The organism is Halomonas sabkhae, from assembly GCF_030409265.1.
GTDB classification, from domain to species: Bacteria; Pseudomonadota; Gammaproteobacteria; order Pseudomonadales; family Halomonadaceae; genus Halomonas; species Halomonas halmophila.
This window is the reverse complement of the sequence record NZ_JAUFPM010000001.1, coordinates 194,776-218,114: the sequence shown is the minus strand read 5'-3', so window position 1 is coordinate 218,114 and position 23,339 is coordinate 194,776. Positions and strand designations below refer to the sequence as shown.

At 64.1% G+C, this 23,339-nt stretch carries 23 protein-coding genes; 9 read left to right on the top strand and 14 right to left on the bottom strand.

The window, feature by feature from the left end:
* The first annotated feature begins 58 nt into the window (after nt 1-58).
* On the top strand, nt 59-631 hold the full coding sequence (locus tag QWY79_RS00930; RefSeq protein WP_290268973.1) for a carboxypeptidase-like regulatory domain-containing protein: 573 nt from the start codon (nt 59-61) through the stop codon (nt 629-631).
* Nucleotides 632-724: 93 nt separating this feature from the next.
* Complete coding sequence (ehuB, locus tag QWY79_RS00925; RefSeq protein ID WP_290268971.1) at nt 725-1,618, top strand: ectoine/hydroxyectoine ABC transporter substrate-binding protein EhuB; 894 nt, start codon at nt 725-727, stop codon at nt 1,616-1,618.
* A 5-nt stretch (nt 1,619-1,623) separates the two neighbouring features.
* Here the strand turns inward: ehuB and hda are convergent, their stop codons facing one another.
* Together hda and QWY79_RS00915 are read right to left on the bottom strand one after the other, a co-directional pair.
* Entirely contained in the window at nt 1,624-2,325 is a 702-nt protein-coding gene (hda, locus tag QWY79_RS00920) for a DnaA regulatory inactivator Hda (RefSeq protein ID WP_290268968.1), read from the bottom strand.
* Nucleotides 2,322-3,398, bottom strand: coding sequence for an AI-2E family transporter (locus QWY79_RS00915; protein WP_290268966.1), 1,077 nt, complete (start codon nt 3,396-3,398; stop codon nt 2,322-2,324). The genes hda and QWY79_RS00915 overlap by 4 nt, the downstream gene beginning before the upstream one ends.
* Before the next feature lie 158 nt (nt 3,399-3,556).
* Between QWY79_RS00915 and purM the strand changes: the two genes are divergently transcribed.
* Complete coding sequence (gene purM, locus QWY79_RS00910) at nt 3,557-4,630, top strand: phosphoribosylformylglycinamidine cyclo-ligase (protein WP_290268964.1); 1,074 nt, start codon at nt 3,557-3,559, stop codon at nt 4,628-4,630.
* On the top strand, nt 4,627-5,361 hold the full coding sequence (gene purN, locus QWY79_RS00905; protein ID WP_290268962.1) for a phosphoribosylglycinamide formyltransferase: 735 nt from the start codon (nt 4,627-4,629) through the stop codon (nt 5,359-5,361). Before purM ends, purN begins: the two co-directional genes overlap by 4 nt.
* Nucleotides 5,362-5,661: 300 nt before the next feature.
* Here purN and dcd read toward each other — a convergent pair whose 3' ends face one another.
* The 3 genes from dcd to QWY79_RS00890 all read right to left on the bottom strand — a co-directional run bounded on the left by dcd (nt 5,662) and on the right by QWY79_RS00890 (nt 8,567).
* Entirely contained in the window at nt 5,662-6,228 is a 567-nt protein-coding gene (dcd, locus tag QWY79_RS00900) for a dCTP deaminase (RefSeq protein WP_141318178.1), read from the bottom strand.
* Nucleotides 6,229-6,321: 93 nt separating this feature from the next.
* The gene (apbC, locus tag QWY79_RS00895; RefSeq protein WP_290269118.1) at nt 6,322-7,122 is read right to left on the bottom strand and encodes an iron-sulfur cluster carrier protein ApbC; all 801 of its coding nucleotides are present in this window, start codon (nt 7,120-7,122) and stop codon (nt 6,322-6,324) included.
* A gap of 161 nt (nt 7,123-7,283) precedes the next feature.
* Nucleotides 7,284-8,567 carry a coiled-coil domain-containing protein gene (locus QWY79_RS00890; RefSeq protein ID WP_290268958.1) on the bottom strand — a complete coding sequence of 428 codons (1,284 nt, stop codon included), beginning with the start codon at nt 8,565-8,567 and terminating at the stop codon, nt 7,284-7,286.
* Between the two features lie 233 nt (nt 8,568-8,800).
* Here QWY79_RS00890 and QWY79_RS00885 point away from each other — a divergent pair, with 233 nt between their 5' ends.
* Nucleotides 8,801-9,730: a YihY/virulence factor BrkB family protein gene (locus QWY79_RS00885; RefSeq protein WP_290268956.1), complete on the top strand. Its 930-nt coding sequence runs from the start codon at nt 8,801-8,803 to the stop codon at nt 9,728-9,730.
* Between the two features lie 45 nt (nt 9,731-9,775).
* On the opposite strand, the gene QWY79_RS00880 is transcribed toward QWY79_RS00885, so the two are convergent.
* The 4 genes from QWY79_RS00880 to QWY79_RS00865 form a co-directional block, all read right to left on the bottom strand.
* Nucleotides 9,776-11,245, bottom strand: a complete 1,470-nt coding sequence (locus QWY79_RS00880; RefSeq protein WP_290268954.1) for a phospholipase D family protein — start codon at nt 11,243-11,245, stop codon at nt 9,776-9,778.
* Between the two features lie 216 nt (nt 11,246-11,461).
* Entirely contained in the window at nt 11,462-12,985 is a 1,524-nt protein-coding gene (locus QWY79_RS00875) for a tripartite tricarboxylate transporter permease (protein WP_290268952.1), read from the bottom strand.
* Complete coding sequence (locus QWY79_RS00870; RefSeq protein ID WP_290268950.1) at nt 12,985-13,437, bottom strand: tripartite tricarboxylate transporter TctB family protein; 453 nt, start codon at nt 13,435-13,437, stop codon at nt 12,985-12,987. The genes QWY79_RS00875 and QWY79_RS00870 overlap by 1 nt, the downstream gene beginning before the upstream one ends.
* Nucleotides 13,434-14,423 carry a Bug family tripartite tricarboxylate transporter substrate binding protein gene (locus QWY79_RS00865; protein ID WP_290268948.1) on the bottom strand — a complete coding sequence of 330 codons (990 nt, stop codon included), beginning with the start codon at nt 14,421-14,423 and terminating at the stop codon, nt 13,434-13,436. The genes QWY79_RS00870 and QWY79_RS00865 overlap by 4 nt, the downstream gene beginning before the upstream one ends.
* Before the next feature lie 201 nt (nt 14,424-14,624).
* Between QWY79_RS00865 and QWY79_RS00860 the strand changes: the two genes are divergently transcribed.
* From QWY79_RS00860 to QWY79_RS00845, 4 genes are read left to right on the top strand one after another with little or no spacing between them, the layout of a single operon-like run.
* A complete protein-coding gene (locus QWY79_RS00860) occupies nt 14,625-15,224 on the top strand; it encodes a helix-turn-helix domain-containing protein (RefSeq protein ID WP_290268946.1) in 600 nt (199 codons plus the stop codon).
* Nucleotides 15,221-15,883: a response regulator transcription factor gene (locus QWY79_RS00855; RefSeq protein ID WP_290268944.1), complete on the top strand. Its 663-nt coding sequence runs from the start codon at nt 15,221-15,223 to the stop codon at nt 15,881-15,883. The genes QWY79_RS00860 and QWY79_RS00855 overlap by 4 nt, the downstream gene beginning before the upstream one ends.
* Entirely contained in the window at nt 15,880-17,265 is a 1,386-nt protein-coding gene (locus QWY79_RS00850; protein WP_290268942.1) for a sensor histidine kinase, read from the top strand. Before QWY79_RS00855 ends, QWY79_RS00850 begins: the two co-directional genes overlap by 4 nt.
* Entirely contained in the window at nt 17,262-18,353 is a 1,092-nt protein-coding gene (locus tag QWY79_RS00845; RefSeq protein WP_290268940.1) for an ABC transporter substrate-binding protein, read from the top strand. Before QWY79_RS00850 ends, QWY79_RS00845 begins: the two co-directional genes overlap by 4 nt.
* A 111-nt stretch (nt 18,354-18,464) precedes the next feature.
* On the opposite strand, the gene QWY79_RS00840 is transcribed toward QWY79_RS00845, so the two are convergent.
* From QWY79_RS00840 to QWY79_RS00820, 5 genes are all read right to left on the bottom strand, one after another.
* Entirely contained in the window at nt 18,465-18,794 is a 330-nt protein-coding gene (locus QWY79_RS00840; RefSeq protein WP_290269116.1) for a septal ring lytic transglycosylase RlpA family protein, read from the bottom strand.
* Nucleotides 18,795-18,920: 126 nt separating this feature from the next.
* A complete protein-coding gene (gene cobA, locus QWY79_RS00835) occupies nt 18,921-19,790 on the bottom strand; it encodes a uroporphyrinogen-III C-methyltransferase (protein WP_290268938.1) in 870 nt (289 codons plus the stop codon).
* Nucleotides 19,791-19,956: 166 nt separating this feature from the next.
* The gene (locus QWY79_RS00830; RefSeq protein WP_290268937.1) at nt 19,957-21,417 is read right to left on the bottom strand and encodes a sodium-dependent transporter; all 1,461 of its coding nucleotides are present in this window, start codon (nt 21,415-21,417) and stop codon (nt 19,957-19,959) included.
* 197 nt (nt 21,418-21,614) lie between these two features.
* A complete protein-coding gene (hppD, locus tag QWY79_RS00825; protein WP_290268935.1) occupies nt 21,615-22,721 on the bottom strand; it encodes a 4-hydroxyphenylpyruvate dioxygenase in 1,107 nt (368 codons plus the stop codon).
* A 308-nt stretch (nt 22,722-23,029) separates the two neighbouring features.
* A complete protein-coding gene (locus QWY79_RS00820) occupies nt 23,030-23,338 on the bottom strand; it encodes an MTH1187 family thiamine-binding protein (RefSeq protein WP_290268933.1) in 309 nt (102 codons plus the stop codon).
* Nucleotide 23,339: the final 1 nt, after the last annotated feature.

Here is a 23,339-nt window from a genome sequence, read left to right as displayed (position 1 = left end):
GTAGCCTTTTTGCGTTAAGCTCTCCTGGCACACAGGGCCCCAGCCACCAGGAGACTTCATGCGACACCTCTTCTTGGGACTTTCCCTCGCCATGCTACTCGCCGGTTGCCAGATGGCACCCTACTCCGGCGAGACACAACGCGACGAGTCCATCGAGATCTCGGACGTCAACCGGGGTACTGACAGGACAGACAGCGCCGAAGCCGATCCCCCGCCGTCCGATCGCGGTCGAGTGGCGCGCCAGGTCGACTTTCCCGAGGATCAGTATGCCGCCCTGGAAAAGTCCGGCTCTGCCGCTCTCAGCGGGCGACTGACGCTCGATACGGCATCAGGCACGGCCGTCGGCGCCGGCGAAACCATCTCGGTCGCGCCGATCACGACCTATTCGGCGGAAGCCGCCGAGCAGGCCCTCGCCGGCCGCGCGGTCGAACGGGCCGATCCACGGGCGCGCGCCTATACCCATACCACCCGCACCGACGGCAACGGCTATTTCACGCTACGTGGCCTGCCCAGTGGCGATTTCTATGTGTCCGGCAGCCTGGTCAACCCCGCCAGCGGTCAGCGCCAGGTCGTGATTCACGAAATCAGTCTGGGCAAGGGACAGCACCGTGAAATCGACTTGAGCCGCTAAGCCGCTCCCTGATGGCAACCTCCGGGCCAGCGATCTACCTTAATAGAGGAGTCGCGTACCACCATGCCGGTGGTAGCAACGGAGGAGCCATCAATGGGCCAGCACAACAATACACCCCGCGGTGTCATCAGCCATGCACGCCTTGCCTGGCTGGCTCTGCCCCTGGTGGTCGCTCTTGGCGCGACAAACGCCCTGGGGGCTTCCCTGCAAGAGCTTCGTCAGGCAGGCAGCATTCGAGTCGCCGTGGCCAACGAAGTGCCCTATGGTTATCTGGATGACAATGGACAGGCTCAGGGAGTCGGCCCTGAAGTGGCGCGCCACGTACTCGCCGAGCTGGGCCTCGACAACATCGAATGGATGAGCACATCCTTCGGTGACTTGATCCCGGGCCTCGAAGAGGGTCGCTTCGATATGGCTGCCGCCGAGATGGCGATTCGCCCCGAACGCTGTGAGCGCGTGCTCTTCTCGACGCCCAACACCTCTTATGGCGAGGGGCTGTTGGTCAAGGCCACCAACCCCCTAGACATTCGCAGCTACCAGGCCTTTGCAGAGCGTGACGATATCAAGGTCGCCGTACTGCAGGGGGCAACCCAGCTCGATATCCTCCGCGAGCTCGGCGTCCCCGACACACGCCTGACCTCGGTCACTGCCAATGATGCGGCCATCGAGGCCTTGTTGTCCGGGCGCGCCGATGCCTATGCCGGCACCGGCCTCACGGTCAGCCAACTGGGTGAGCAGAGTCCGGACGTCGAGGTGGCGGAGGGCTTCGAGGACCCGAAGGTGGACGGAGAAATCGTGCGCAGCTGGGGTGGGTTCGCCTTCCCCAACGATGCCGAGACATTGCGGGACGCCTTCAATGAAGCACTCACGGACTATCGCCACACCCAGGCATGGGAAGACATCCTGACCCACCATGGCTTCACCCAGGATGACGTTCTCAACGCCTTCCGCTTCGACACCGAATGGTTATGTGGCCGCCAGGAGTGAACGGGCTACCAGTCCAGCGCCTGCTTGACGAACGGAATCGTGAGCTTGCGCTGGGCAGATAGTGAGGCTCGGTCGAGGGTCTCCAGCACTTCGAACATCGATTCCAGATGCCGCGGGCCACGGTGCAGAATATAACGCGCGACCTCATCGGAAAGTTGCATGCCGCGCCCCCTGGCACGCAGTTGCAAGGCCTCGAGGCGCCCCTGGTCATCCAGGCCGGGAACCTGGAACGTCATGCCCCAGGTCAGCCGCGAGGCCAGATCCGGCAACTGGACCGACAGCTGGCGTGGCGGTGCGGAAGCGGCCACGAGAAGGCGTCGCCCGCCATCACGCAGACGATTGAAGGCATGGAAGAGCGCCTCTTCCCAACGTTTGCGTCCCACGACCCTGTCCAGGTCATCGATGGCCACCAGGTCGAGCCGTTCGACCTCCTCGAGCATCAGGGGCGGGAAGTGGCCGAGCTCTTCGAGGGGCAGATACAGGGATCGTCTGTCCTGGTCGGATGCCGCGTGACAGGCCGCCTGGAGCAGATGACTGCGTCCGACGCCATCGCCTCCCCAGATATAGACGAAGGGTTCCCCGGCGGCCTCGAGCTGCCGCTTCAGGCAGGCCACCAGTGTGGCATTGGGGCCCGGATGGAAGTTGGCGAAAGTGGCGTCGTCACGCAGCCCCACTCCCAGTGGCAGCTGCGCGGGTGCTCGGCTCATGGAGACTCCTCGTCGGATACGGATCGCTCTGCATCATACAGCGAGCTGTTTTTATAGCGATCATGCAGATAACGCAACACCACCATGACCATGGCCGCCACGGGCAGCGCCAGCAGCACGCCGGTGAAGCCGAACAGCTGACCACCGGCCAGGACGGCAAAGATCACGGCAACCGGGTGGAGGCCGATCTTGTCGCCGAGCAACTTGGGTTGCAGGACGATACTCTCGACGAACTGGCCGAAGCCAAATACCGCGGCCACACCGACCAGCATCCACAACTCGCCGGACTGAAAGAACGCCACCAGGCCGGCCACCGAGATCCCCACGATCACGCCGAGATACGGCACGATGCTGGCCAGGCCGGATAACAGGCCGATCAGCAGACCGAACCTGACACCCAGCAGCGTCAAGCCAACGGCATAGATCACGCCCAGGCACAGCATGACGATCAGCTGGCCGCGCAAGAAGGACGACAGCACCTCGTCGCATTCCGCAGCCAGACGCGCCACGGTCGGCTCCCAGCGGCGTGGCAGCACGCCGCGCACCTTGGCCACCAGGTCATCCCAGTCGAGCAGCAGGTAGAAGGTCACCACCGGAATCAGCGCCAGGTTGCCGATCATGGCGACCAGGGCCATGCCGGACTTGGACACCTTGGCCAGCAGGGTGGCTGCCAGGGTCCCGGTCTCCTTCCAGTTGTCGACCAGGGTCTGGCGCATCTGATCGAAATCGGTGCTCAGATCCAGGCCGGTCACCGAACGCACATGCGGCACCACCGTGCTCTGCACCCAGCCCAGGATAGCCGGTATCGCTTCGATGAACTGGCCCAGCTGACGGCCCAGCACCGGAATCACCAGCACCAGGCTGAGACTGATGACCAGGATCAGCAGCAGGAATACCACCGAGACCGCCAGGCGCCTGGATAACCCCCGTTCCTCGAGCCGGTCGGCGAGCGGGTCGCCGAGGTAGGCCAGCACCATGCTGACGAAAAACGGCATCAACACCGGCTCGATGCTGATGAAAAACCACAACCCGATGGCCGCCAGTATGGCGACGATCCAACCCTGTCTACGCATCCTGCTCTCCCTGTGCGATGCCTGATGTGGCGGTGCGTGCCACGCCTGGTGATGCTACAATCTGCGGCCCATATTGCCCACCGCGACGCGCTGGCGCCAGTCAACGACCAGATCGCGGGTCGCGCCCTTCGACAGCAATGTTCATAACAGGACAGGTCATGACCGATTCCACCCAGCGCCCGCACGGCGCATCGCTCAGCTACAAGGATGCCGGCGTCGACATCGACGCCGGCAATGCCCTGGTCGACCGCATCAAGGGCGTCGCCAAACGCACCACGCGTCCCGAAGTCATGGGCGGACTGGGCGGCTTCGGCGCCCTCTGCCAGCTGCCGAGCGGGTATCGCGAGCCGGTGCTGGTCACCGGCACCGATGGCGTCGGTACCAAGCTGCGCCTGGCCATGGACCTGGAGCGTCACGACACCATCGGCATCGACCTGGTGGCCATGTGCGTCAATGACCTGGTGGTCGCCGGTGCCGAACCCCTGCTGTTCCTCGACTACTATGCCACGGGTCAGTTGAATGTCGACATCGCCGCCGACGTGGTCACCGGCATCGGCCAGGGCTGCGAGCAGGCTGGCTGTGCCCTGGTCGGTGGCGAAACCGCCGAGATGCCGGGCATGTATGCCGGCAACGACTATGACCTGGCCGGCTTCTGCGTCGGCGTCGTCGAAAAGGACGGCATCCTCGACGGCCAGGCTGTCGGCGAGGGAGACGTACTGCTCGGCATGACGTCCTCGGGGCCACACTCCAACGGCTATTCGCTTATCCGCAAGATCCTCGAACTCAACGCGACTTCGTTGGATACCGCGCTCGACGGGCGCTCCCTGGGCGATGCCCTGATGGCACCGACCCGCATCTACGTCAAGCCGCTGCTGTCGCTGCTCAAGGAAACCGATATCCCGGTCCATGCCCTGTCGCACATCACCGGCGGCGGCCTGCTGGAAAACCTGCCGCGCGTACTCCCCGAGGGAGCCGCCGCACGCATCGATACCAGCAGCTGGCAACGTCCCGCGGTATTCGACTGGCTCAAGCAACACGGCAATGTCGACGAACACGAGATGCATCGAGTCCTCAACTGCGGCATCGGCATGGTCCTGGCCGTCCCCGCCGAACGTGCCGACCAGGCGCGCGCCCACCTCCAGGCCCAGGGCGAGACGGTTCACCGCATCGGCCAGATCGTGGCGCGTGGCGAGGATGACGAAGTAGTCCAGCTGGAGAACCTGAACGAATGAGCGACACCGACTACCCGAGCGACACGCTCCAGGACTTCACCCCCGAGCCCGCCGACGCGCGGCGCATCGTGGTGCTGATTTCCGGTACCGGCAGCAACCTGCAGGCCTTGATCGAAGCCCAGGAACATGACCGCCTGGGCGGTGAGATCGTCGCCGTGGTCTCCAACCAGGCGGATGCCCAGGGCCTCAAGCGCGCCCGCGATGCCGGCATCGATGCAGTCGCCCTGCCGCATCGCGAATACGAGAGTCGCGAGGCCTTCGACGGCGCGCTGATCAAGGTCATCGAACGCCATGAACCCGACCTGGTCGTGCTGGCCGGCTTCATGCGCATTCTGACACCACGCTTCGTACAGCGCTTCCTGGGCCGGATGCTCAACATCCATCCGTCGCTGCTGCCGGCCTATCAGGGCCTGCATACCCATGACCGGGCGCTCGAGGACGGCGTGAGCGAACATGGCTGCAGCGTCCATTTCGTCACCGAGGAACTGGACGGCGGGCCAGTCGCCCTGCAAGCCGCGGTCCGCGTCGACGCCGACGATGGCCTGGAAAGCCTCAAGGACAAGGTACAGGCTCGCGAACACCTGATCCTGCCGATTGCCGTCAACTGGTTCCTGGAAGGCCGCCTGCAACTGACCGGCGACCACATCACCATGGACGGCATCAGCCTGCCACCCACCGGCATGCGACTCTCCCACGAAGACGCCGCCGAGGAGTTGGACGAAGGGCTCTAGGAAGAAGGAAGAAGGAAGAAGGAAGAAGGAAGAAGGAAGAAGGAAGAAGGAAGAAGGAAGAAGGAAGAAGGAAGAAGGAAGAAGGAAGAAGGAAGCGTACGTCCGACCACAGTGGTGTCAAGGGTTTTCTTCCCTCTTCAAGGCGCGCAGCGCCGTTCTTCCCTCTTCATTCCTGGATCGCGCGCAGCGCCGTTCTTCCCTCTTCATTCCTGGATCGCTCGCAGCGCCGCTCTTCGCTCTCGAGGCGGCGCCAGCCGCGCTCTTCAAACTTCCAGTTCCCGGCCGAAGGCCGGGCCGGTATCAGGTCCTCGGCAGTGTCACGCCGCGTTGCCCCATGTACTTGCCGCCGCGGTCCTTGTAGGAGGTCGAGCAGACCTCGTCGGATTCCAGGAAGAGCATCTGCGCCACGCCTTCATTGGCGTAGATCTTCGCCGGGAGGTTGGTGGTGTTGGAGAACTCCAGGGTCACATGACCTTCCCACTCGGGTTCGAGCGGGGTCACGTTGACGATAATGCCGCAGCGGGCATAGGTCGACTTGCCCAGGCAGATGGTCAGCACGCTGCGCGGGATCCGAAAGTACTCGATGGTCCGCGCCAGAGCGAAGGAATTGGGCGGGATCACGCAGACATCCCCCTTGACGTCGACGAAGCTTTTTTCATCGAAGCCCTTGGGGTCGACGACCGCCGAGTGGATGTTGGTGAACACCTTGAATTCATCGGAACAGCGCACGTCATACCCGTAACTGGATGTTCCGTATGAGATCACCCGCTGGTCGTTCACATAACGCACCTGATCGGCTTCGAATGGCTCGATCATGCCGTCGCTTGCGGCCATGCGGCGTATCCAGTGATCTGATTTGATGCTCATGGGAAGGTCCTGCCGGGTAAAGGGTGAAGGGCCCGGCCGCTCACGGCCGGGCGCCGCACATGATAGCCGTCGCGGCGCCCGCCGTCACGACCTTCACTCGCTGAACGAGATCTCCGGGCCATCATCCACCGGCTTGCCCAGCTGCTCGGCCACCTGGCGGGCCATGTCGCGGAAGGTATGCGTCACCTCGCCATCGGGCTCGGCTACCACGGTGGGATTGCCGCTATCCGCCTGTTCGCGAATCCCCAGGGTCAGCGGCAAGCGGCCCAGCAGGCGGGTGTCATATTCCTGGGCGATCTTCTCCCCACCGCCTTCGCCGAAAATCGGCTCGCTGTGCCCGCATTGGGTACAGACATGCAGGCTCATGTTCTCGACCACACCGAAAGACGGCACATTGACCTTGCGAAACATCTCGATGCCCTTGCGCGCATCCAGCAGGGCAATGTCCTGTGGCGTGGTGACGATCACGGCACCATCCACTGGCACCTTCTGCGCCAGCGTCAGCTGAACATCGCCGGTACCGGGCGGCATATCGATGAAGAGGACATCGAGATCATCCCAGACGGTCTGCGTCAGCAGCTGCTGAAAGGCCCCGGCAACCATAGGCCCACGCCACACCGTGGGTTCACGAATATCCACCATGAAGGCCATGGACATCGTCTGCAGCCCGTGGGCCTCTAGGGGCTTGAGGCGTTTTTCACCGGCCGTCTCGGGCCGCGCATCATCGGCAACCCCCAGCATGCGAGCCTGGCTGGGCCCATGGATGTCGGCGTCCAGCACGCCCACACGATATCCTTCGGCCGCCATGGCCAGTGCCAGGTTGGCGGTCACGGTGGACTTACCGACGCCCCCCTTGCCGGATGCCACGGCAACAATATGCTTGACCCCTTCGATCACGACTCGCTCCTTTCAATGCTTGGGGCCGGCCCCTGCAAGGGCCGGAACATCGAACAGTATACCTGCCACCTGACGGCGGCACGCAATCTTGCGGGATGCCTGAAAACGACGAAGGGCGCGCCAAGAGCGCGCCCTTCGAGTCGCCTCGGGATCCGACGTCAGACTTCCTGAGCCGATTCCTGTTCGCGGTTGCGAGTCGAGGCCTCGTCTTCGGATGGCGCCGCGTCGTCTGCCTCCGCAGCGGACGACTCGGTTTCCCCGCCGGACTGGCTGTCGCCCTGCTCGCCCGCGTCGGACTCGCTGGAAGACGCCGCGGCATCACTGCCGGACTGGCTGTCGCCCTGCTCGTCCGCGTCGGAATCGCTGGAAGACGCCGCGGCATCACTGCCGGACTGGCTGTCGCCCTGCTCGTCCGCGTCGGAATCGCTGGCAGACGTCGCGGCATCACTGCCGGACTGGCTGTCGCCCTGCGCGCCCGCGTCGGACTCGTTGGAGGACGCCGCGGCTTCCCCGCCGGACTGGCTGTCAGCCTGCTCGCCCTCATCGGACTCGCTGGAAGACGCCGCGGCATCGCCGCCGGACTCGGACTGGGTATCGCCCTGCTCGCCCGCGTCGGACTCGCTGGAGGACGCCGCTGCTTCATCGCCGGACTGGGCATCGCTACCGAGGTCGGAGAGCCTGTCCCGCCATGCGGCCAGATCGCTCTTCAGGCTGGCCAATTGCTGGCTGCGGGTATCCACCTTGGCATCGAGGTTGGCCAGCTCGTCACGGCTCGACTTCAGGTCGCTCTTGACGCTTTCGAGTGCCTGGCTGGCCTCATCACGCTGCGCCTGGAGCTGCTCGCGCTCCTCGGTCAGGCTTTCCACCCTGGAGTTCAGTTCACCTTGCTGCTTTTCCAGCTCGGCAAGCTGCTCATCCAGGCTGGCCTTGCGCTCCTCCGCCTGCTGACGCGCCTCGACGGCTTCATCACGCGCACTCAGGGCCTCGTCACGTGCCTGTGTGGCCTCTTCAAGCTCCTGCTGCACACTCGTCAGAGACGCCTGCTGCTCTTCCAGCTTCTGCTCGGCCTCCTGGACCTGGCTCTGCACGGGCTCGAGCGCGGCATTGGCTTCTTCCAGTTCGCCGCGGGCCTGCTCAACCTTGGCCGTGACTTCCTCGAGTTCCGCCTGGGCCTGCTGGCGCTGCTGCTCCAGCTCGTCGGTACGCGCCTGGAGGGACTCGACCTCCGATTGTGCCGCTTCATGTTCCGCCAGCTGAGTCTCGAGTTCCTCGTTTTCCGACTGCACCGAATCGAGACGCGACTGCAGTGACTCGCGTGCCTCGTTGCTGGAACTGACACTGGATTGCGCGAACAGTGCCCAGATCACGGCAACCACGGCCACGGCCGAAAGGGCCTTGACGCGATTGTCCTGAAAGAGCTGTCGCATGGAAGTATCTGACATCGGCTTTCTCCCCGTCATGGGTCGATGTGTGGTGAGGCAGGACTCGCTCCTGAATCCCGCACGCTGAATCCAGCTCAACATTCACCCCGGAACCCCTTCCCGTGTCAACCCTCACGGCCCTAGCTGCTTTGCGACCGACACACGAACAGGATCGTTGCGGGGCGTCATCAAGCAATTGACGCATCTTGCATCGATCAGCGTATCATACCCTGGCATCTTCGACGGACCTGGCAATGAGCGACGCAGCGACTTCAGCAGGTAGACCACGTCTCGGCTTGCTCGCCAGTCGAGTGATCCGCTTTGCCTGGCGCGTGCTGACCGCTTTCCTGGGCAACCGCGGGATCCTGCTGGCGGGTGGCGTCGGCTACAATGTACTGTTGTCGATCGTGCCGTTGTTTGCCTTGCTGGTCGTGCTGCTGGCCGGTGTGGTCGATGAACAGCAGCTCATGAGCGTGCTGGCCATCCAGGTGCGCCACCTCACCCCGGCCTATGCCGAAGTGGTGCTGGATGCCGTACGCTCACTGCTCGATTCACGTGACGCCATCGGCGTGCTCGGCATTCCCGTGCTGCTGGTCTTCAGTTCCTTCGCCTTTCGCATGCTTGAGGACGCCCTGGCGATCATCTTTCATGCCTCGGACACCCACGCCGGCCGTTCGGTCTGGGTCTCGGTGCTGATGCCCTATGCCTTCATGCTGGTGCTCGGCGCCGCCCTGTTGAGCCTGACGCTGATGGTCAGCCTGGCCAATACCGTCAATACCGTCTGGATGGCGCTGCTGGGCCGCGAGCTGCCGCTGGCCGGGCTGTCCGGCTCGATGCTCAACCTGACCAGCTTCATCGGCGTTTTCCTGCTGTTCAGTGCCATCTACAAGGTGCTTCCGGTGGTGCGCATTGCCATTCATCGCGCCCTGATCGGCGGCTTTGTGGCCGCCCTGATGTGGGAAGGCGCGCGCCTGCTGCTGGTCTTCTATTTCACCAACCTGTCGTTCGTCAACGCCGTCTATGGCTCCCTGGCGACCCTGATCGTCATCCTGCTGATCCTCGAAGTCGGCGCCATCATCCTGCTGCTCGGTGCCCAGGTGATTGCCGAGCTGGAGCGCAACACCCGGCTCGGCCTGCCCTGGCACGTCGACTCGCGCCATCAGGCCGTGACGCGCGTGAACTAAGCGTTGCCTGAAAGCCGGCGATCAGACACAGCGTCGGCAGCACCATCAGAACGTCGACAGCCCGCTGGCCTCCATCCAGCGATATTGCCACCAGGTCAAGGGGCCCATGTCATCGACATCGTCATACGCACGACTGGTGGTGCGGCCGGGCACCGAGTGCCAACGGCGCTCGAAGTAGCGGCTGGCCTCGGCCAGCGCCGGCTGTGTCACGGGTCCCGTCAGGCGAACACTGGTCTCCAGATTGAGGTTATCCAGGTTGCGGCGCGTATAGTTGGCGGATCCCAGAATCAGCCCGCCCTCGCCCGATCCATCGGGCCGGTGCAGCAGCAACTTGGTGTGACACTGTTCGCCCCGGGTCACGCACCAGCGTACCTCGATGCCGGCTGCCTCGAGTTCGTCGGCTACCGGCCGGTTGGGAATGCCGCCTTTCGTCATGCCGAAGGCCTCCCGATTGGGATCGAGCAGCACCCGGACCGTCACACCGCGACGCCTGGCGTCAATCAGTGCCTCGATCAGTGGCCGGTGTGACAGGTAGAACACTGCGACATCCAGCCGGTCGCCGGATGACGCCGCGCGTACCATCCGCAGCAGGTCATCGCGAATCGCGCCCTCGGTCAGCACCTGCATGCTCGCCCCGGGAGACCCACCGGATGACTCGGGTGGCGGTGGGCCTGGCAGATCCACACCGGCCCAGGCGGCAACCGGACGCTCGGATGCCAGCAGGTCGAGTGCCGCCGGCCCTTCGAAGCGCAGCGCCAGGTTATCGTGCAGACTGCTCGCATCATGCGGATTGGCCGAAGTCACCAGCCCCGCCCAACCATCCCCCTGATCGACCACCAGGGTCTTGCGATGATTGGCACGGAAATTGAGCATGGCCAGGTACGAGCGTAGCGTCACCTTCCCCTGCCCCAACGCATTGGGCAGCCAGCCACTCTCGGCGTCGTTGCCCAGTCGATTGAGCCCCAGGTGCCAGATGCCTGACCACAACGGATTGGAGGCGCGAAGCCGATCCAGATCGGTCATCACGACCTGGACACCGGCGTCATCCAGTCGCTCGAGGTGTGGCTGCCTCAGCCCGCCATAGAGAGTGTTCAGGGGGTCGGTAATGACGATGACCTGCAGCCCGGGAAAGCGAGCCCGTTGCTCGATCAGTGCCCGGGTGATCCGCGACGACAAGGGCACGAACTTCGACTCGGCGGTCACCTTGCCGGCAAAGTCGTTGAACAGGAACATGTCCAGAACGATCAGTCGACGCGCCTGGCCGATCATGGCCAGGACCTCTGGGAAGATCTCCTGATCGAGTCTCTGCTGCCCGTCGGCATCGTACCAGGTCTCGTCGCTCAGCAAGCGGACCTCGTGCGCGGGCCGCTCGGGATATGCCACCCCGATGCCGGCGGGCAACGGCTTGTAACGCTGCCAGCTGGCCATGGCGGCTATCACCAATCCGATGCCCAGCAACAGGCATAGATACATCCTCTTGCCGCCGTCCTGGCGGCCACTTGCGGGTTCCGACATGCCGGCGGCACTCCCTGCTATCGCGTGGCGACTCGCCCTCGAGTCAGGCGGAGCAGAATACCACTCGGCAGAATGCCACGCAGAATTGGGTGCAGCAGATCAAACTCATGAAGACAGCGCCGCCACTCATGCCGTCAACCGGGGCCAGCCCGGGAACTAAAAAGGCGCCGGCTTGAGCGGCGCCTTTTTCCTTTCCAGCCAGCTGGCCGTCAGGGCTTAATCATCTGCCCTGGCCTCGGCCGTCTCTACCTTCATGCGTCGACGCAGAATGGGGCCGACGATGTACGGCAGGATCAGCCCCAGGCCGGCGAAGACCCACAGGCCGATGGCCAGGCCGCTGTCCCACAGAATGGCCCAGTCGCCGTCGGAGATATCCATGGCATGGCGCAGGTTCTTCTCCATCTCCGGCCCGAGCAACAGGCCGAGTATGACCGGCACCAGGGGTATCTCCAGCTTGCGCAGCAGGTACCCGGCCACGCCGAAGGCCACCATGAAGTAGAGATCGAAGGTGGTGTTGGAGATCGAGTAGATGCCCACGAAGGCGATCATGGTCACCACCGGTAACAGGAACATCGGCGGCACCGAGAGCAGCTTGACGAAGATGCCCACCAGCGGGATGTTCAGCACCAGCAGCAGGAAGTTACCGATCAGCAGGGCCGCGATCACGCCCCAGACGATATCGGCATTCTGCGTGAACATCAGCGGCCCCGGCGTGATGTTCAGCGAAATCAGCAGGGCCAGCAGCACGGCCGTGGTGCCGCTGCCCGGCACCCCGAGCGTCAGCATGGGCACCAGGGCGCCGCTGGAGGCCCCGTTGTTACCGGCCTCGGGTCCCGCCACACCACGCGGGTCGCCTTGACCGAAGTAGCCCTTCTTGCCGACCACCTTCTTTTCCAGCGTATAGCCGATAAAACTGCCCAGTGAAGCCCCTGCCCCCGGCAGGACGCCGGCGATGAAGCCCAGGATACCGCCACGAATGCTCGACGGCATGATCGCGCGCAGGTCCTTGAAGGACAGGGTCAGCTTGTTGACGGACATCTTTTCCTTGCCGCCACCCGCCTTGTCCTCGATGAAGAACAGAAGCTCGGAGATGGCGAACAGGCCGACGATGGCGATGATGAAGTCGACACCCTCATAGAGCTCCAGGACACCGAAAGTATAGCGCTGCACGCCCGTGGTATCGATGCCCACGGTCGCGATCATCAGGCCGATACAGGCCGCCACCACGGTCTTCATGGGGTTCTTGCCGGTGATGCCCCCCAGGGTGGCAAAGGCCAGCAGGAAGAGCGCGAAATACTCTGCCGGACCGAACGTCAGGGCGAAATCCGCCAGCAACGGCGCCAGCAGAATCAAGCCGATGGTCGCGATCAGGCTGCCCATGAAGGACGCCACGGCCGAAATCGCCAGTGCCTCGGCAGCCTTGCCCTGCTTGGCCATGGGATAGCCATCCAGGCAGGTCATCATCGCCGGCTCGTCACCGGGAATGTTGAGCAGAATCGAGGAAATGCGCCCACCGTACATGGCCCCGGCATAGACCGAGGTCAGCATGATCAGGGCGGTTTCCGGCTGCAGGCCGAGGGTAAAGGCCAGCGGAATCAGGATGGCCACGCCATTGGCCGGACCCAGCCCCGGCAAGGCACCGATCAGGGTACCCAGAAATGCCCCCAGCAGGGCGAACATCAGGTTATGCGGTGCCAGGGCAACCGCAAACCCATCCATCAGATAACCAAGGGTTTCCATCAGCCAGCCTCCACGAAGGACAGCACACCCAGCGGCAGCGCCAGACCCAGTGCGTAATTGAATACCAGGAACACCACGACACCGGCAGCAGCGCCGGTCAGGTAGGCCCGGGGCAGCGTCGCCCCCATGCGCCAGCAGAGGGTGCCGACGGCCAGGGTGGTGCTGATGATGAAGCCGAGTGGCTGCAGCAGTGCGGTATACAGCAACAGGACCACCACGGCGATGATCAGCTCGACACCGGTGCGGCTCCAGGGCCAGGCATTGTCAGGGTCGGGCCGCACGATCATGTACAGACTGCTGAGGATGAGCACTGCCGACAGCAGATACGGAAAAGTTTCGGGCCCGACGGCCTCGGACCCGCCAAACGGCACGGGGAACTGACTGGCGCCCCAGCCGTACGCGACGGCCAGGACGATCAGCAGAATACCGCAGATACGGTCGTTGAAGGTCATTGCTTGATCAGCCCGATGTCCTTGGAGAGTTGTTCGATGTCATCGATCTGGTTCTTGACGAAGTCCTCGAATTCACCGGCGCTCATGTGGAACGGCATCAGCCCGTTCTGCTTCATGACGGACTTCCATTCCTCGCTCTCGTAGATGGTGTCCATGGCATCGGTCCAGTAGGACTTGGCATCGTCGGAGATATCCGCCGGCATGTAGAAGCCGCGCCAGTTGGGGCCGACGGCATCGATACCCTGCTCCTTGGCGGTGGGAATGTCGCTGTATTCACCCGGCAGGCGCTCCTCGGACAGAACGGCCAGCACGCGCAGGTCCCCGGATTCCATGAAGCCCTGGGCCTCACTGATATCTCCGGTGAAGGCATCGACATGCCCGCCGACCACCTGGGTCATGGCTTCGCCGCCATTGTTGTAGGACAGGTACGGCACCCGCGGCAGGTTCTCGACACCCGCTTCCTGGGCGGTGATCAATACCTTGAGGTGATCCCAGCCACCCTTGGCGCTGCCCCCGGCGAACTTGACGCTGCGCGGGTCTTCCTTGAGGGCCTCCATCAGCTCGGGCAGGTCGTCGTACTCGGAATCCTCGGCCACGCCGATGACACCGTAGTCGGCCCCCAGGGCGCCGATCCAGTTGACCATGTCGGCATTCATGCCCGGGAACTGACCCTGGGCCAGGCGCGTGGTGGTCGCCGTGGAAGCGGCTACCAGGAGTTCCTCATCACCGGCACGCTTGCTGACGGTGTGTGCATACGCCACGCCACCACCGGCACCGGCCATGTTGATGGTCTGGACGCTGGCCGGCACCAAGCCCAGTTCTTCCAAGACCTTGCCCACACTGCGGCAGGTAAAGTCCCAGCCACCGCCCGGATCGGCGGGAGCCAGGCATTCCATCTTGCCTTCGGGCTCGAAGGCCATGGCAGAGCCGGCACTCACCGACAAGGTGGCAACGGCAACAATCGTGAGAGGCGTCTTGATGGACATTATTGTTGTCCCCTGAAGTCGTGAAATGAAGTTCGCTTGAAGAACGCTGACGGCTGGCTTACAATTCTGTAAGGCAGAACAACGTTCCTTAGGGTAGAAAGCTAGGCGTAGCACCGCTTCGGGTCAACGCTGCCGAGATAAATTGCGACCAAAGTTTAACTCCAGGACCCAGCGTCAACTCATCAGACACGGAGCCCCGGCATGGCACAGGATCGTGTGGAAGCCGTCGAACGCGCCCTGAGGATTCTCGAGGCCTTCGACTCGTCTCAGGAGCACTTCACGCTGGCCGAGCTCGCCCAGGCCACCGGGTTCTACAAGAGCACCCTGCTGCGCCTGCTGGGCTCTCTGGAACGCCACGACTATGTTCAGCGGGGCGATGACAGCCGCTGGCAATTGGGCGGCAGCCCGTCACGCCTGGCGCGCCGCCATGCACCCTCTCAATGGCTGGCCACGCGCCTGCAGCCGCTGCTCGACCGGATGGCCAGTGAAACCGGCGAAACCGCGGCCCTGCTGGAAGTCCAGGCCGGTTGCGTCGAGTGCCGTCTGGTGGCACTGCCCGACAACGCCCTGCGTCATGAGCTGCGCCCCGGCCAGCGCTGGACCACGGCATCCGCCGAAGATCCGCGTCCGCCCTTGCCGGGGGGCACCATGGGGTATCGCGCCCTCGACACGCCCGCCCCGACACCACTGCACTGGCTGACACTGTCGGGGCCGGCCAGCCGACTCACGCCATCCCGGGCGGGGCGGTGCCTGGACAAGGCGCTGGCAACGCTTCGAGCGGGCGAGGAGATGACAACATGACCGTGCTGCTGGTAGAGGACGATCACCTGCTGGCCGATACCCTCGTCGATACGCTGGAACTCGAGGGCCACCGCGTCCAGCATCTGACCGACGGCACGGCGGCGCGCCAGGCACTGGACACGCCGCGCCATGGCCATGCCCTGATCCTGCTGGACCTCAATCTTCCCGGCTGCAGCGGGCTGGCGGTTCTCGAAGCCCTGAGACAGCATGACCGGGATACGCCGGTGTTGATTCTGACCGCCCGCGGCGCCGTGGAAGACCGGGTGCGCGGACTGGACCTGGGTGCCGACGACTACCTGGCCAAACCCTTCGCGCTGGATGAACTGGAAGCCCGCATGCGAGCGCTGCTACGGCGACGCGAGCGACGTCAGGTGCTGCAGGTCGGGCCACTGCAGTTCGATGGCCTGTCCCAGACCTTCAGCCTGGACGCCCAGCCGCTTGCGCTGCCTCCACGGGAACAGCGCCTGCTGGCCTGCCTGATGCGTCATGCCGGCGAACCGGTCGACAAGGCGCAATTGACCGAAGAAGCCTTTCAGGGAGCCGCCATGGGCGACAATGCCATCGAGGTCTATATCCACCGACTGCGCAAGCGGCTCAGCGACGCCGGTATCGCGCTGCGTACCGTGCGCGGTATCGGGTACCTGCTGGAGGCCGAGTGATTCGCCGGGACAGCCTCTACCGCCGCCTGCTGTCGTGGCTGATGCTGCCCATGCTGGCGCTGGGGGGCCTGATGCTTTTCCAGGCCTGGCTGGATGCGCGTCAGACCGCCGACCGGGCCTTCGACCGCTTGCTGGAAGCCTCGACCCTGGCGATTGCCGAACAGGTCCAGTGGCAGGATGGGCGCCTGTGGCTCGACCTGCCGCCGGCCGCCCTGGAAATGCTGGCAACGGATGCCGAGGAGCGGGTCTTCTACGCCATCTACGACGACCGTGGCCACTTCGTGACCGGCAATGCCGACCTGCCCGGCGTCGACGCACCTGTCGCGGAGAATCGCGACACCGACGATGCACTCTTCTATCAGGACACTCGCTGGCATGACCTGGCCCTGCGCATGGGCGTGCGGCGCACCCATATCGAGGACTGGCGCCAGCGCGAACGCTTCGAGGTACGCGTGGCCCACACCCGCGAAGGTCGCCAGCAACTCGCCGGACAGCTGCTCCGCGGCAACCTGATGTACATCTTCGGCATGGCACTGCTGGCCGCCATTACGCTGTTCATCGCCATTCGCAGCGCCCTGGCGCCCCTGACCCGTCTGCGCCGTGCCATCCGCGCCCGGGATCCGCGCACCCTGTCTCCCCTGGAGCTGCCACTGCCCCGAGAACTGGCCGAGCTCCGCGAGACCCTCAATGAGCTCCTCGCCCGCATGCGCCGGGTGCGCGCCAACCAGGAGCGTTTCATCGGCGATGCCTCGCATCAGTTGCGCACCCCATTGGCCGGCCTCTCGGCGCGTGCCGAACTGGCGCTGCGCCAGGATGACCCGGCGCAATGGCATCAGGCCTTGAGTGTCATGCACGAGACCAGCGCCCGGACGTCGCGCCTGGCCATGCAGTTATTGTCCCTGACCCGCCTCGACAACCCGGAATACCGTCCGGAGCTCACGACGGTCGACCTCGGCGACCTGGCCAGACGCCTGGTGAAGCGCCACTGGAGTGACTGTCATCGTCAGGCCATCGACCTGGGTGCCGAGCTGCCGGAGGGCGAGGTCATGGTGTCGGGGCTGGACTGGCAGCTGGAAGAGGCACTGACCAACCTCATCGACAACAGTCGCCGCTACGGCGCCGCGCGCATAACGGTGCGCGTCAGCGCGGCACCGCCCCGACTGGAAGTGGAGGATGATGGCCCCGGCATCCCGGCCACCAAGCAGTTGCTGATGCTGCGCCCCTTCCACCGAGACAGCGACGATCCCGACGGCTCCGGTCTGGGGCTGGCCATCGTCGACGGCATCGCGCGCAGTCATGGCGCCCGCCTGGGCCTTGCCGACGGCAAGGCAGGCCAGGGGCTGAGCGTAACCCTGACATTTCCCGAAGGAGATCCGGCATGAAACGAGGCCTGGCCATCCTGCTGCTCGGCGGCCTGTCCCTGATCGCCTCTGCCGATCCGGAGCCGGGCGACACACGTCAGCAGGCATCGACGCTGACCATCCAGGGCGCCCTGGACGAGCCGCACATGCAGCCCCTGCTGGACGACTTCCGGCAGCAACACCCTTCCCTACAGGTGCACTACCGCAATCGCGATACATTGCCGCTGTACCGTGACTTCCTGGCCGCACCGGATGAGGCCGACGTGGTGATCTCCTCGGCCATGCCCTGGCAATACCGTCTCGCCAACGATGGCTATGCCCAGCCACTGCATACACCGTCAGCACAACAATGGCCGGCCTGGGCCAGATGGCGACAGGAGCTGTTCGCCTTCACCTTCGAGCCCATCGTCATGGTCGTGCACCGCAAGCTGCTGGAGCGCTACTCCCGCCCCGACAACCATGCCGAACTGCTGGCACTGCTGCGGCAGCAGCGGGAGCCTCTGACAAGCCGGGTGGTGACCTATGATCCACGCCTCAGCGGAGCAGGCTACACCTACGCCATCGAGGAGTCCCGGCTCTCGCCACGCTACTGGGACCTGGTGGCGGCCCTGGGCGATGTCGACACCTCACTGGTCGCGACCACCGGGGAAATGCTCGAGGGGCTCGCCGCGGGCCGCTACTGGATCGGCTACAACCTCCTGGGCAGTTATGCCCGGCAGATCGTCGCGACAAACCCCGATCTCGAGATGATCATTCCCGATGACTATACCCTGGTGATCCAGCGCCTGGCCTTCATGCCTCGCCAGGCGCCGCACCCGGAAAATGCCCGGCGCTTTCTCGATTACCTGATCAGCCGCCGGGGGCAGGCAGTGATTGCCGGGGAAACCTCTCTCGGTGCCATTCACCCGGACCTGAGCGGCCCCGGTACGGCACAGGCCTGGCGCACGACGCATGGCGATGCCCTGCGACCACTGACCATCGGCCCCGGCCTGCTGGCAACCCTGGACGAACTCAAGCGACAGGCCCTGCTGAGCCGTTGGCAACGCGAATTCAAGCGCGACGACGGTCAATCCCGAAAAGCGGGTAACGGGCAAGGTGTCAGGGAGTGAGGAGTGAGGAGTGAGGAGTGATGGAGTGATGGATGAGATGTAAGTGCGTGAGGGGTAATAGCCCGAGGGATGCAAAGCAGGGCCCGGCATGATGCCGGGCCCGCGACGCGATCAGCGTACGTAGGTCAGTTCGACCGGGGCCACACCTCGTCCCAGCATGCCCAGCTCGCGGGCGGCGCGCTTGGACAGGTCGATGACACGCCCATCGACATAGGGGCCGCGGTCGTTGATCAGCACCTCGACCTGGCGACCGTTATCGCGGCGCGTCACCAGCACGCGGGTGCCGAAGGGCAGCGACTTGTGCGCCGCGGTCAGATCCGTTTGATCGAAGGGTACACCACTGGCGGTGGTGCGGCCATCGAAACGGTCTGCATAGTAGGATGCCACACCCTCCTGGATCGGGCTGTTGGCCTGCGACTCACTGGCGCAGCCAGAGAGCATCACCAGCGCCACGGCCATGGCACCCTGACGGATAAATCCCGGGCGCCCAGCGCCCCTGGTCGTGCAAGGAAATCCCATTCGTCACCTCACAACGGCTTGTACGCCCTGCCCTGCTCCTCGCGTGGGTCAGGCGCCTCGAGACGCGTCAGACGGCGTTGGGTGTTTTCCCTGCAGCCACCCATCTGCACTGGCTCGTGTCGAGTCGAACCAATCCAGAGCGTCATGCAACGTCACCACATCTCCGACGATGATCAATGTCGGTGGACAGATTTTATCCACCTCGCCGCCCGAAGGCAAATTACCCAGTGTGCCCAGGTGCACCCGCTGGCGGCGCGTCGTGCCCTGCTCGATCAGCGCCAGCGGCGTGCGGGCGGCCAGCCCATGGGCCTGCAGACGTTCCCCGATGATCGCCAGGCTGCCAAGCCCCATGTAGAACACCAGGGTCTGGCCGGGTTGCACCAGCGTCGGCCAGTCGAGCTCGCACCCTCCATCACGCAGATGCCCGGTGATGAAGCGGACCGACTGTGCGTAATCCCTGTGGGTCAAGGGGATGCCGGCATAGGCCGCGCACCCCGAGGCAGCCGTGATGCCGGGCACGACCTCGACCAGCACGCCGGCGCCGACCAGTGTTTCCAGCTCTTCCCCACCACGCCCGAAGATGAAGGGGTCGCCCCCCTTGAGGCGCACCACGCGCTTGCCGGCCTGGGCCCACTCCACCAGGGCCTGGTTGATCTCCCCCTGGGGCACGCTGTGCCGCGAGCGTTGCTTGCCCACGTAAAGGCACTGAGCGTCCGGGTTGGCGAGCGCCAGAATGGCGTCACTGACCAGGCGATCATGCAGGATGACCTCGGCCTGCTGCAGGCGGCGCAGCGCCTTGATCGTCAGCAGCTCCGGGTCGCCCGGCCCCGCTCCGACCAGGCACACCCGCCCCGGCTCGAACGCCGTCAGCGGGGGAGAAGTCGCCGCCGGCGGGCACGCTGAAGTGTTAGCTGCCATATTCCCTGACACCTGGAATCGAGTGATTAATATGCCGTAACGTAATGAAAAAAAGGCAGTAACGCTACTAACGTCTGAGCGCAAGCATATAACCAGCGCCTTGCCCCACACAGCATCGCCCCGCTGAGCGGGGCGATGCATAGCCAGGCAGGCGGGACAGGACCGTTCAGCAGGACAGGGCGCGCCGCAAACCAGGACGCATCAACTCGCCGATTACCGCCATGACCGCCAGGGCCAGCAGCAACCAGGGCCATTGAGCGGCAAAGTCGATATCGAGCCAGCCCAGGGCATCGACAAAGATCACCAGTATGCCCAGTGGGCTGACATATCGGACCATGAACAGCCAGAGCCCATGCGCCAGCGGTGACAGCCCCAACTCTTCGCGCAGCGCTTCGCTGCTGAGCACGAAGCCGGCCATCAAGGCCATGCCGAGCCCGCCCAGGGGCATCATCAGGCGCGATGTCAGGAAGTCCAGCCAGTCAAAGAAGTGCTTGCCGAGCAGCGTCCACTCCGCTCCCACATTGAATGACAGCATGGCCAGGGTACTGATGCACCACAGCACGATCCCCGTCCCCCAGGCGGCCGCCCGACGGCTGAGGCCCTTGTTGTCGGTGAGCCAGGACACCGTGGCCTCGACCATCGAGATCGAGGACGTCAGCGCGGCCATGGAGAGCATCACGAAGAAGAGAATACCGAACAGGGTGCCCAACGGCATGGCCTGGAAGGCCAGTGGCAGGCTCATGAAGATCAGCCCCGGGCCACTGCCGGGCTCCAGGCCGTTGGCGAAGATCACCGGGAAGATCGCCAGCCCGGCCATCAGGGCCACCAGCGTATCGGCTACTGCCACGGTCAGGGTGGTGCGACCGATGGAAGCCTCGCGGGGTAGATAGCTGCCGTAGGTCAGAATGGCCCCGGAAGCCAGCGAGAGCGTGAAGAAGGCATGCCCCATGGCCGCCAGCATGCCTTCACTGGACAGGCTGCCGGCATTGAAGGCAAACAGGAAGGACAGCGCCTCGCTGAAGCCACCGGAAAAGGCGCCATAACCGATCAAGATCATCAGCATGATGACCATGCCCGGCATCATCCAGCTGACACTCTTCTCGATACCGGACTGCACCCCCTTGCCGACGATCAGCATGGTCGCCAGGGTCACCAGGCTGCTCCACGCCCCCAGGCTCCAGGGGTTGGCATTGTTGGCCGCGAAGATGGCCGCCATGTCATCGACACTGGAGGCGGCCAGGCCACCACTCAGCATCTTCCACAGATAGGCGAACGACCAGCCGGCCACGACCACATAGAAGCTGAGAATCAAAAAGCCGCACAGCATGGCCATCCAGCCCAGCAACGACCAGGCCGGGGAGCGTCCCGACTCGCTGGCCATGCGGCGGATGGCATCGATGGGGCTGCCCCTGCCACGCCTGCCGAGCGCGATCTCGGTCATCATCACCGGCACGCCGACCGAGAGTATGCACACCAGGTAGACCAGCACGAAGGCCGCACCACCGTATTCACCGGTCATGTAAGGAAATTTCCAGACATTGCCGAGGCCAACCGCAGAGCCGGTTGCCGCCAGCACGAAGCCCCAGCGGCCTAGCCACTGGGTACGGGGTCGATCAGTCTTTGTCATGTTGCACCAGAATCACGGAAATCTTGTTGTCGCCCATCACGCGACATGGCAGCGAGAAGCGCCATATTGTGACGGATTTTGTCGTGATTGGGCAGTGAGGCAATGGCTAGCCCCGCGATGCTCGTCGATCCGGCGACAGGCACCTGCCGGCAGGCCGGTCAGGCGCCGCCCCACTGCCGTTTTCGAGAGGCTTGCCCTCAGGCGTCATCGGCACCGAGCACACCGCGGCGAATCTGGTCTTCCTCGATGGATTCGAACAGTGCCTTGAAGTTGCCTTCCCCGAAACCATCGTTGCCCTTGCGCTGTATGATCTCGAAGAAGATCGGGCCGATCACGGTATTGGTGAAGATCTGCAACAGCACCCCCTGGTCCGGTCCGCCATCGACCAGCAGGTTAAGCTCGCGCAGCGCATCGAGATCTTCCTGATGGTTGGGCACGCGCTGATCGACCTTTTCGTAGTAGGTCGCCGGTGTGGTCATGAAGCTGATGCCGTTGGCCTTGAGGGCGCGTACCGTGGCATAGATATCGTTGGTGGCCATGGCCAGGTGCTGAATGCCCTCGCCGTTGTAGTCGCGCAGGAATTCGGCGATCTGCGAGGTGTCATCGGCCGACTCATTGATCGGAATGTGCATCTTGCCGCAGGGCGCCGTCATGGCACGCGAATGCAGGCCGGTCTTCTTGCCCTCGATATCGAAGTAGCGATTCTCGCGGAAATTGGCCAGGCGAGTGTAGAAGTCCGCCCAGACGTCCATCTGGCCGCGGTCGACATTGTGGGTCAGGTGATCGAGTACCTCGAGGCCGACCGCATTATCATCGGCACTGGCACCGGGAATCGGCTCGAAGTCGATGTCATAGATGCTGCGCCCCTGGTCATCCCGGCTCTGGTCGACGAAATACAGCAGCGAGCCACCGATGCCCTCGACGGCCGGAATGCCCACCTCCCCCGGTCCGACCGAGGTTTCGACGGCCCTGGCACCGGCACTTTGCGCCTGCTCCATGGCCTGCCGCGCATCGGCCACACGCCAGGCCATGGCACAGGCCGAGGGGCCGTGGGTGGCGGCAAAGGCCGCCGCATGGCTATCCGGCTCGGCATTGAGCACGAAATTGATATCCGCCTGCTGAAAGAGCGTCACGGCCTTGGAACGGTGACGCCGCGTCTCGCTGAAGCCCATGGCCAGGAAGAGCGCCCTCAGGGCGTCAATGCCTTCCTGGGTGGGAGCGGTATACTCGACGAACTCGAAGCCGTCGGTCCCGATGGGGTTCTCGGCGCTGATGGTGCGCGGTGTGGTGGCAGGTGCGTTCATGATGACTCCTCCGGAGTGGCAGTTCCTTCCGGGAGACCACCCGCACTTCACGAGAAATGCGCCGGTCTCCCCCTTCGATGCCCTCAAGACTAGAGTCATCCGCACGGTCCTGGCAGCCGTTACTCCCGGCTTTCGAGCGCCCCACCGGGCCGCCTTTCGAGTCCGACCGTAAGGCCTGCGTGACAGCCCCGCGCAGCGCCCGATTCAGTGCTGCCATGCGTAAAGAAATCCTTACAAGGCGTCACATCCCCCTGACGCCGTGGCATGGCCAGGCCCTGGAGCCTCGCCAATGCGACCCACCGCCTCACTCAGTCTCGCTCAGGCGTCCGGGCCGTCACGCTTGCGACCTTTTCATCCAGATGCTGCACACGATCTGTTCGCGTGCTAATCTTCATCGTCGTCGTGATGCGAGGCGCCCCCATGTCATGCACGACCTCGTGACAACGCTTGACCACGGCCATGACCTCATCCCAGGGACCCTCGACATTGGTGCCGTAGGCATGCAGACGATAGTCAAGCCCGGCCTCGTCAATCACTTCCTGACAAGCCGCGACATGCGGTGACACCGACACGCCGACGCCGATGGGAACCACGCAGATATCAATGATGACATGCATT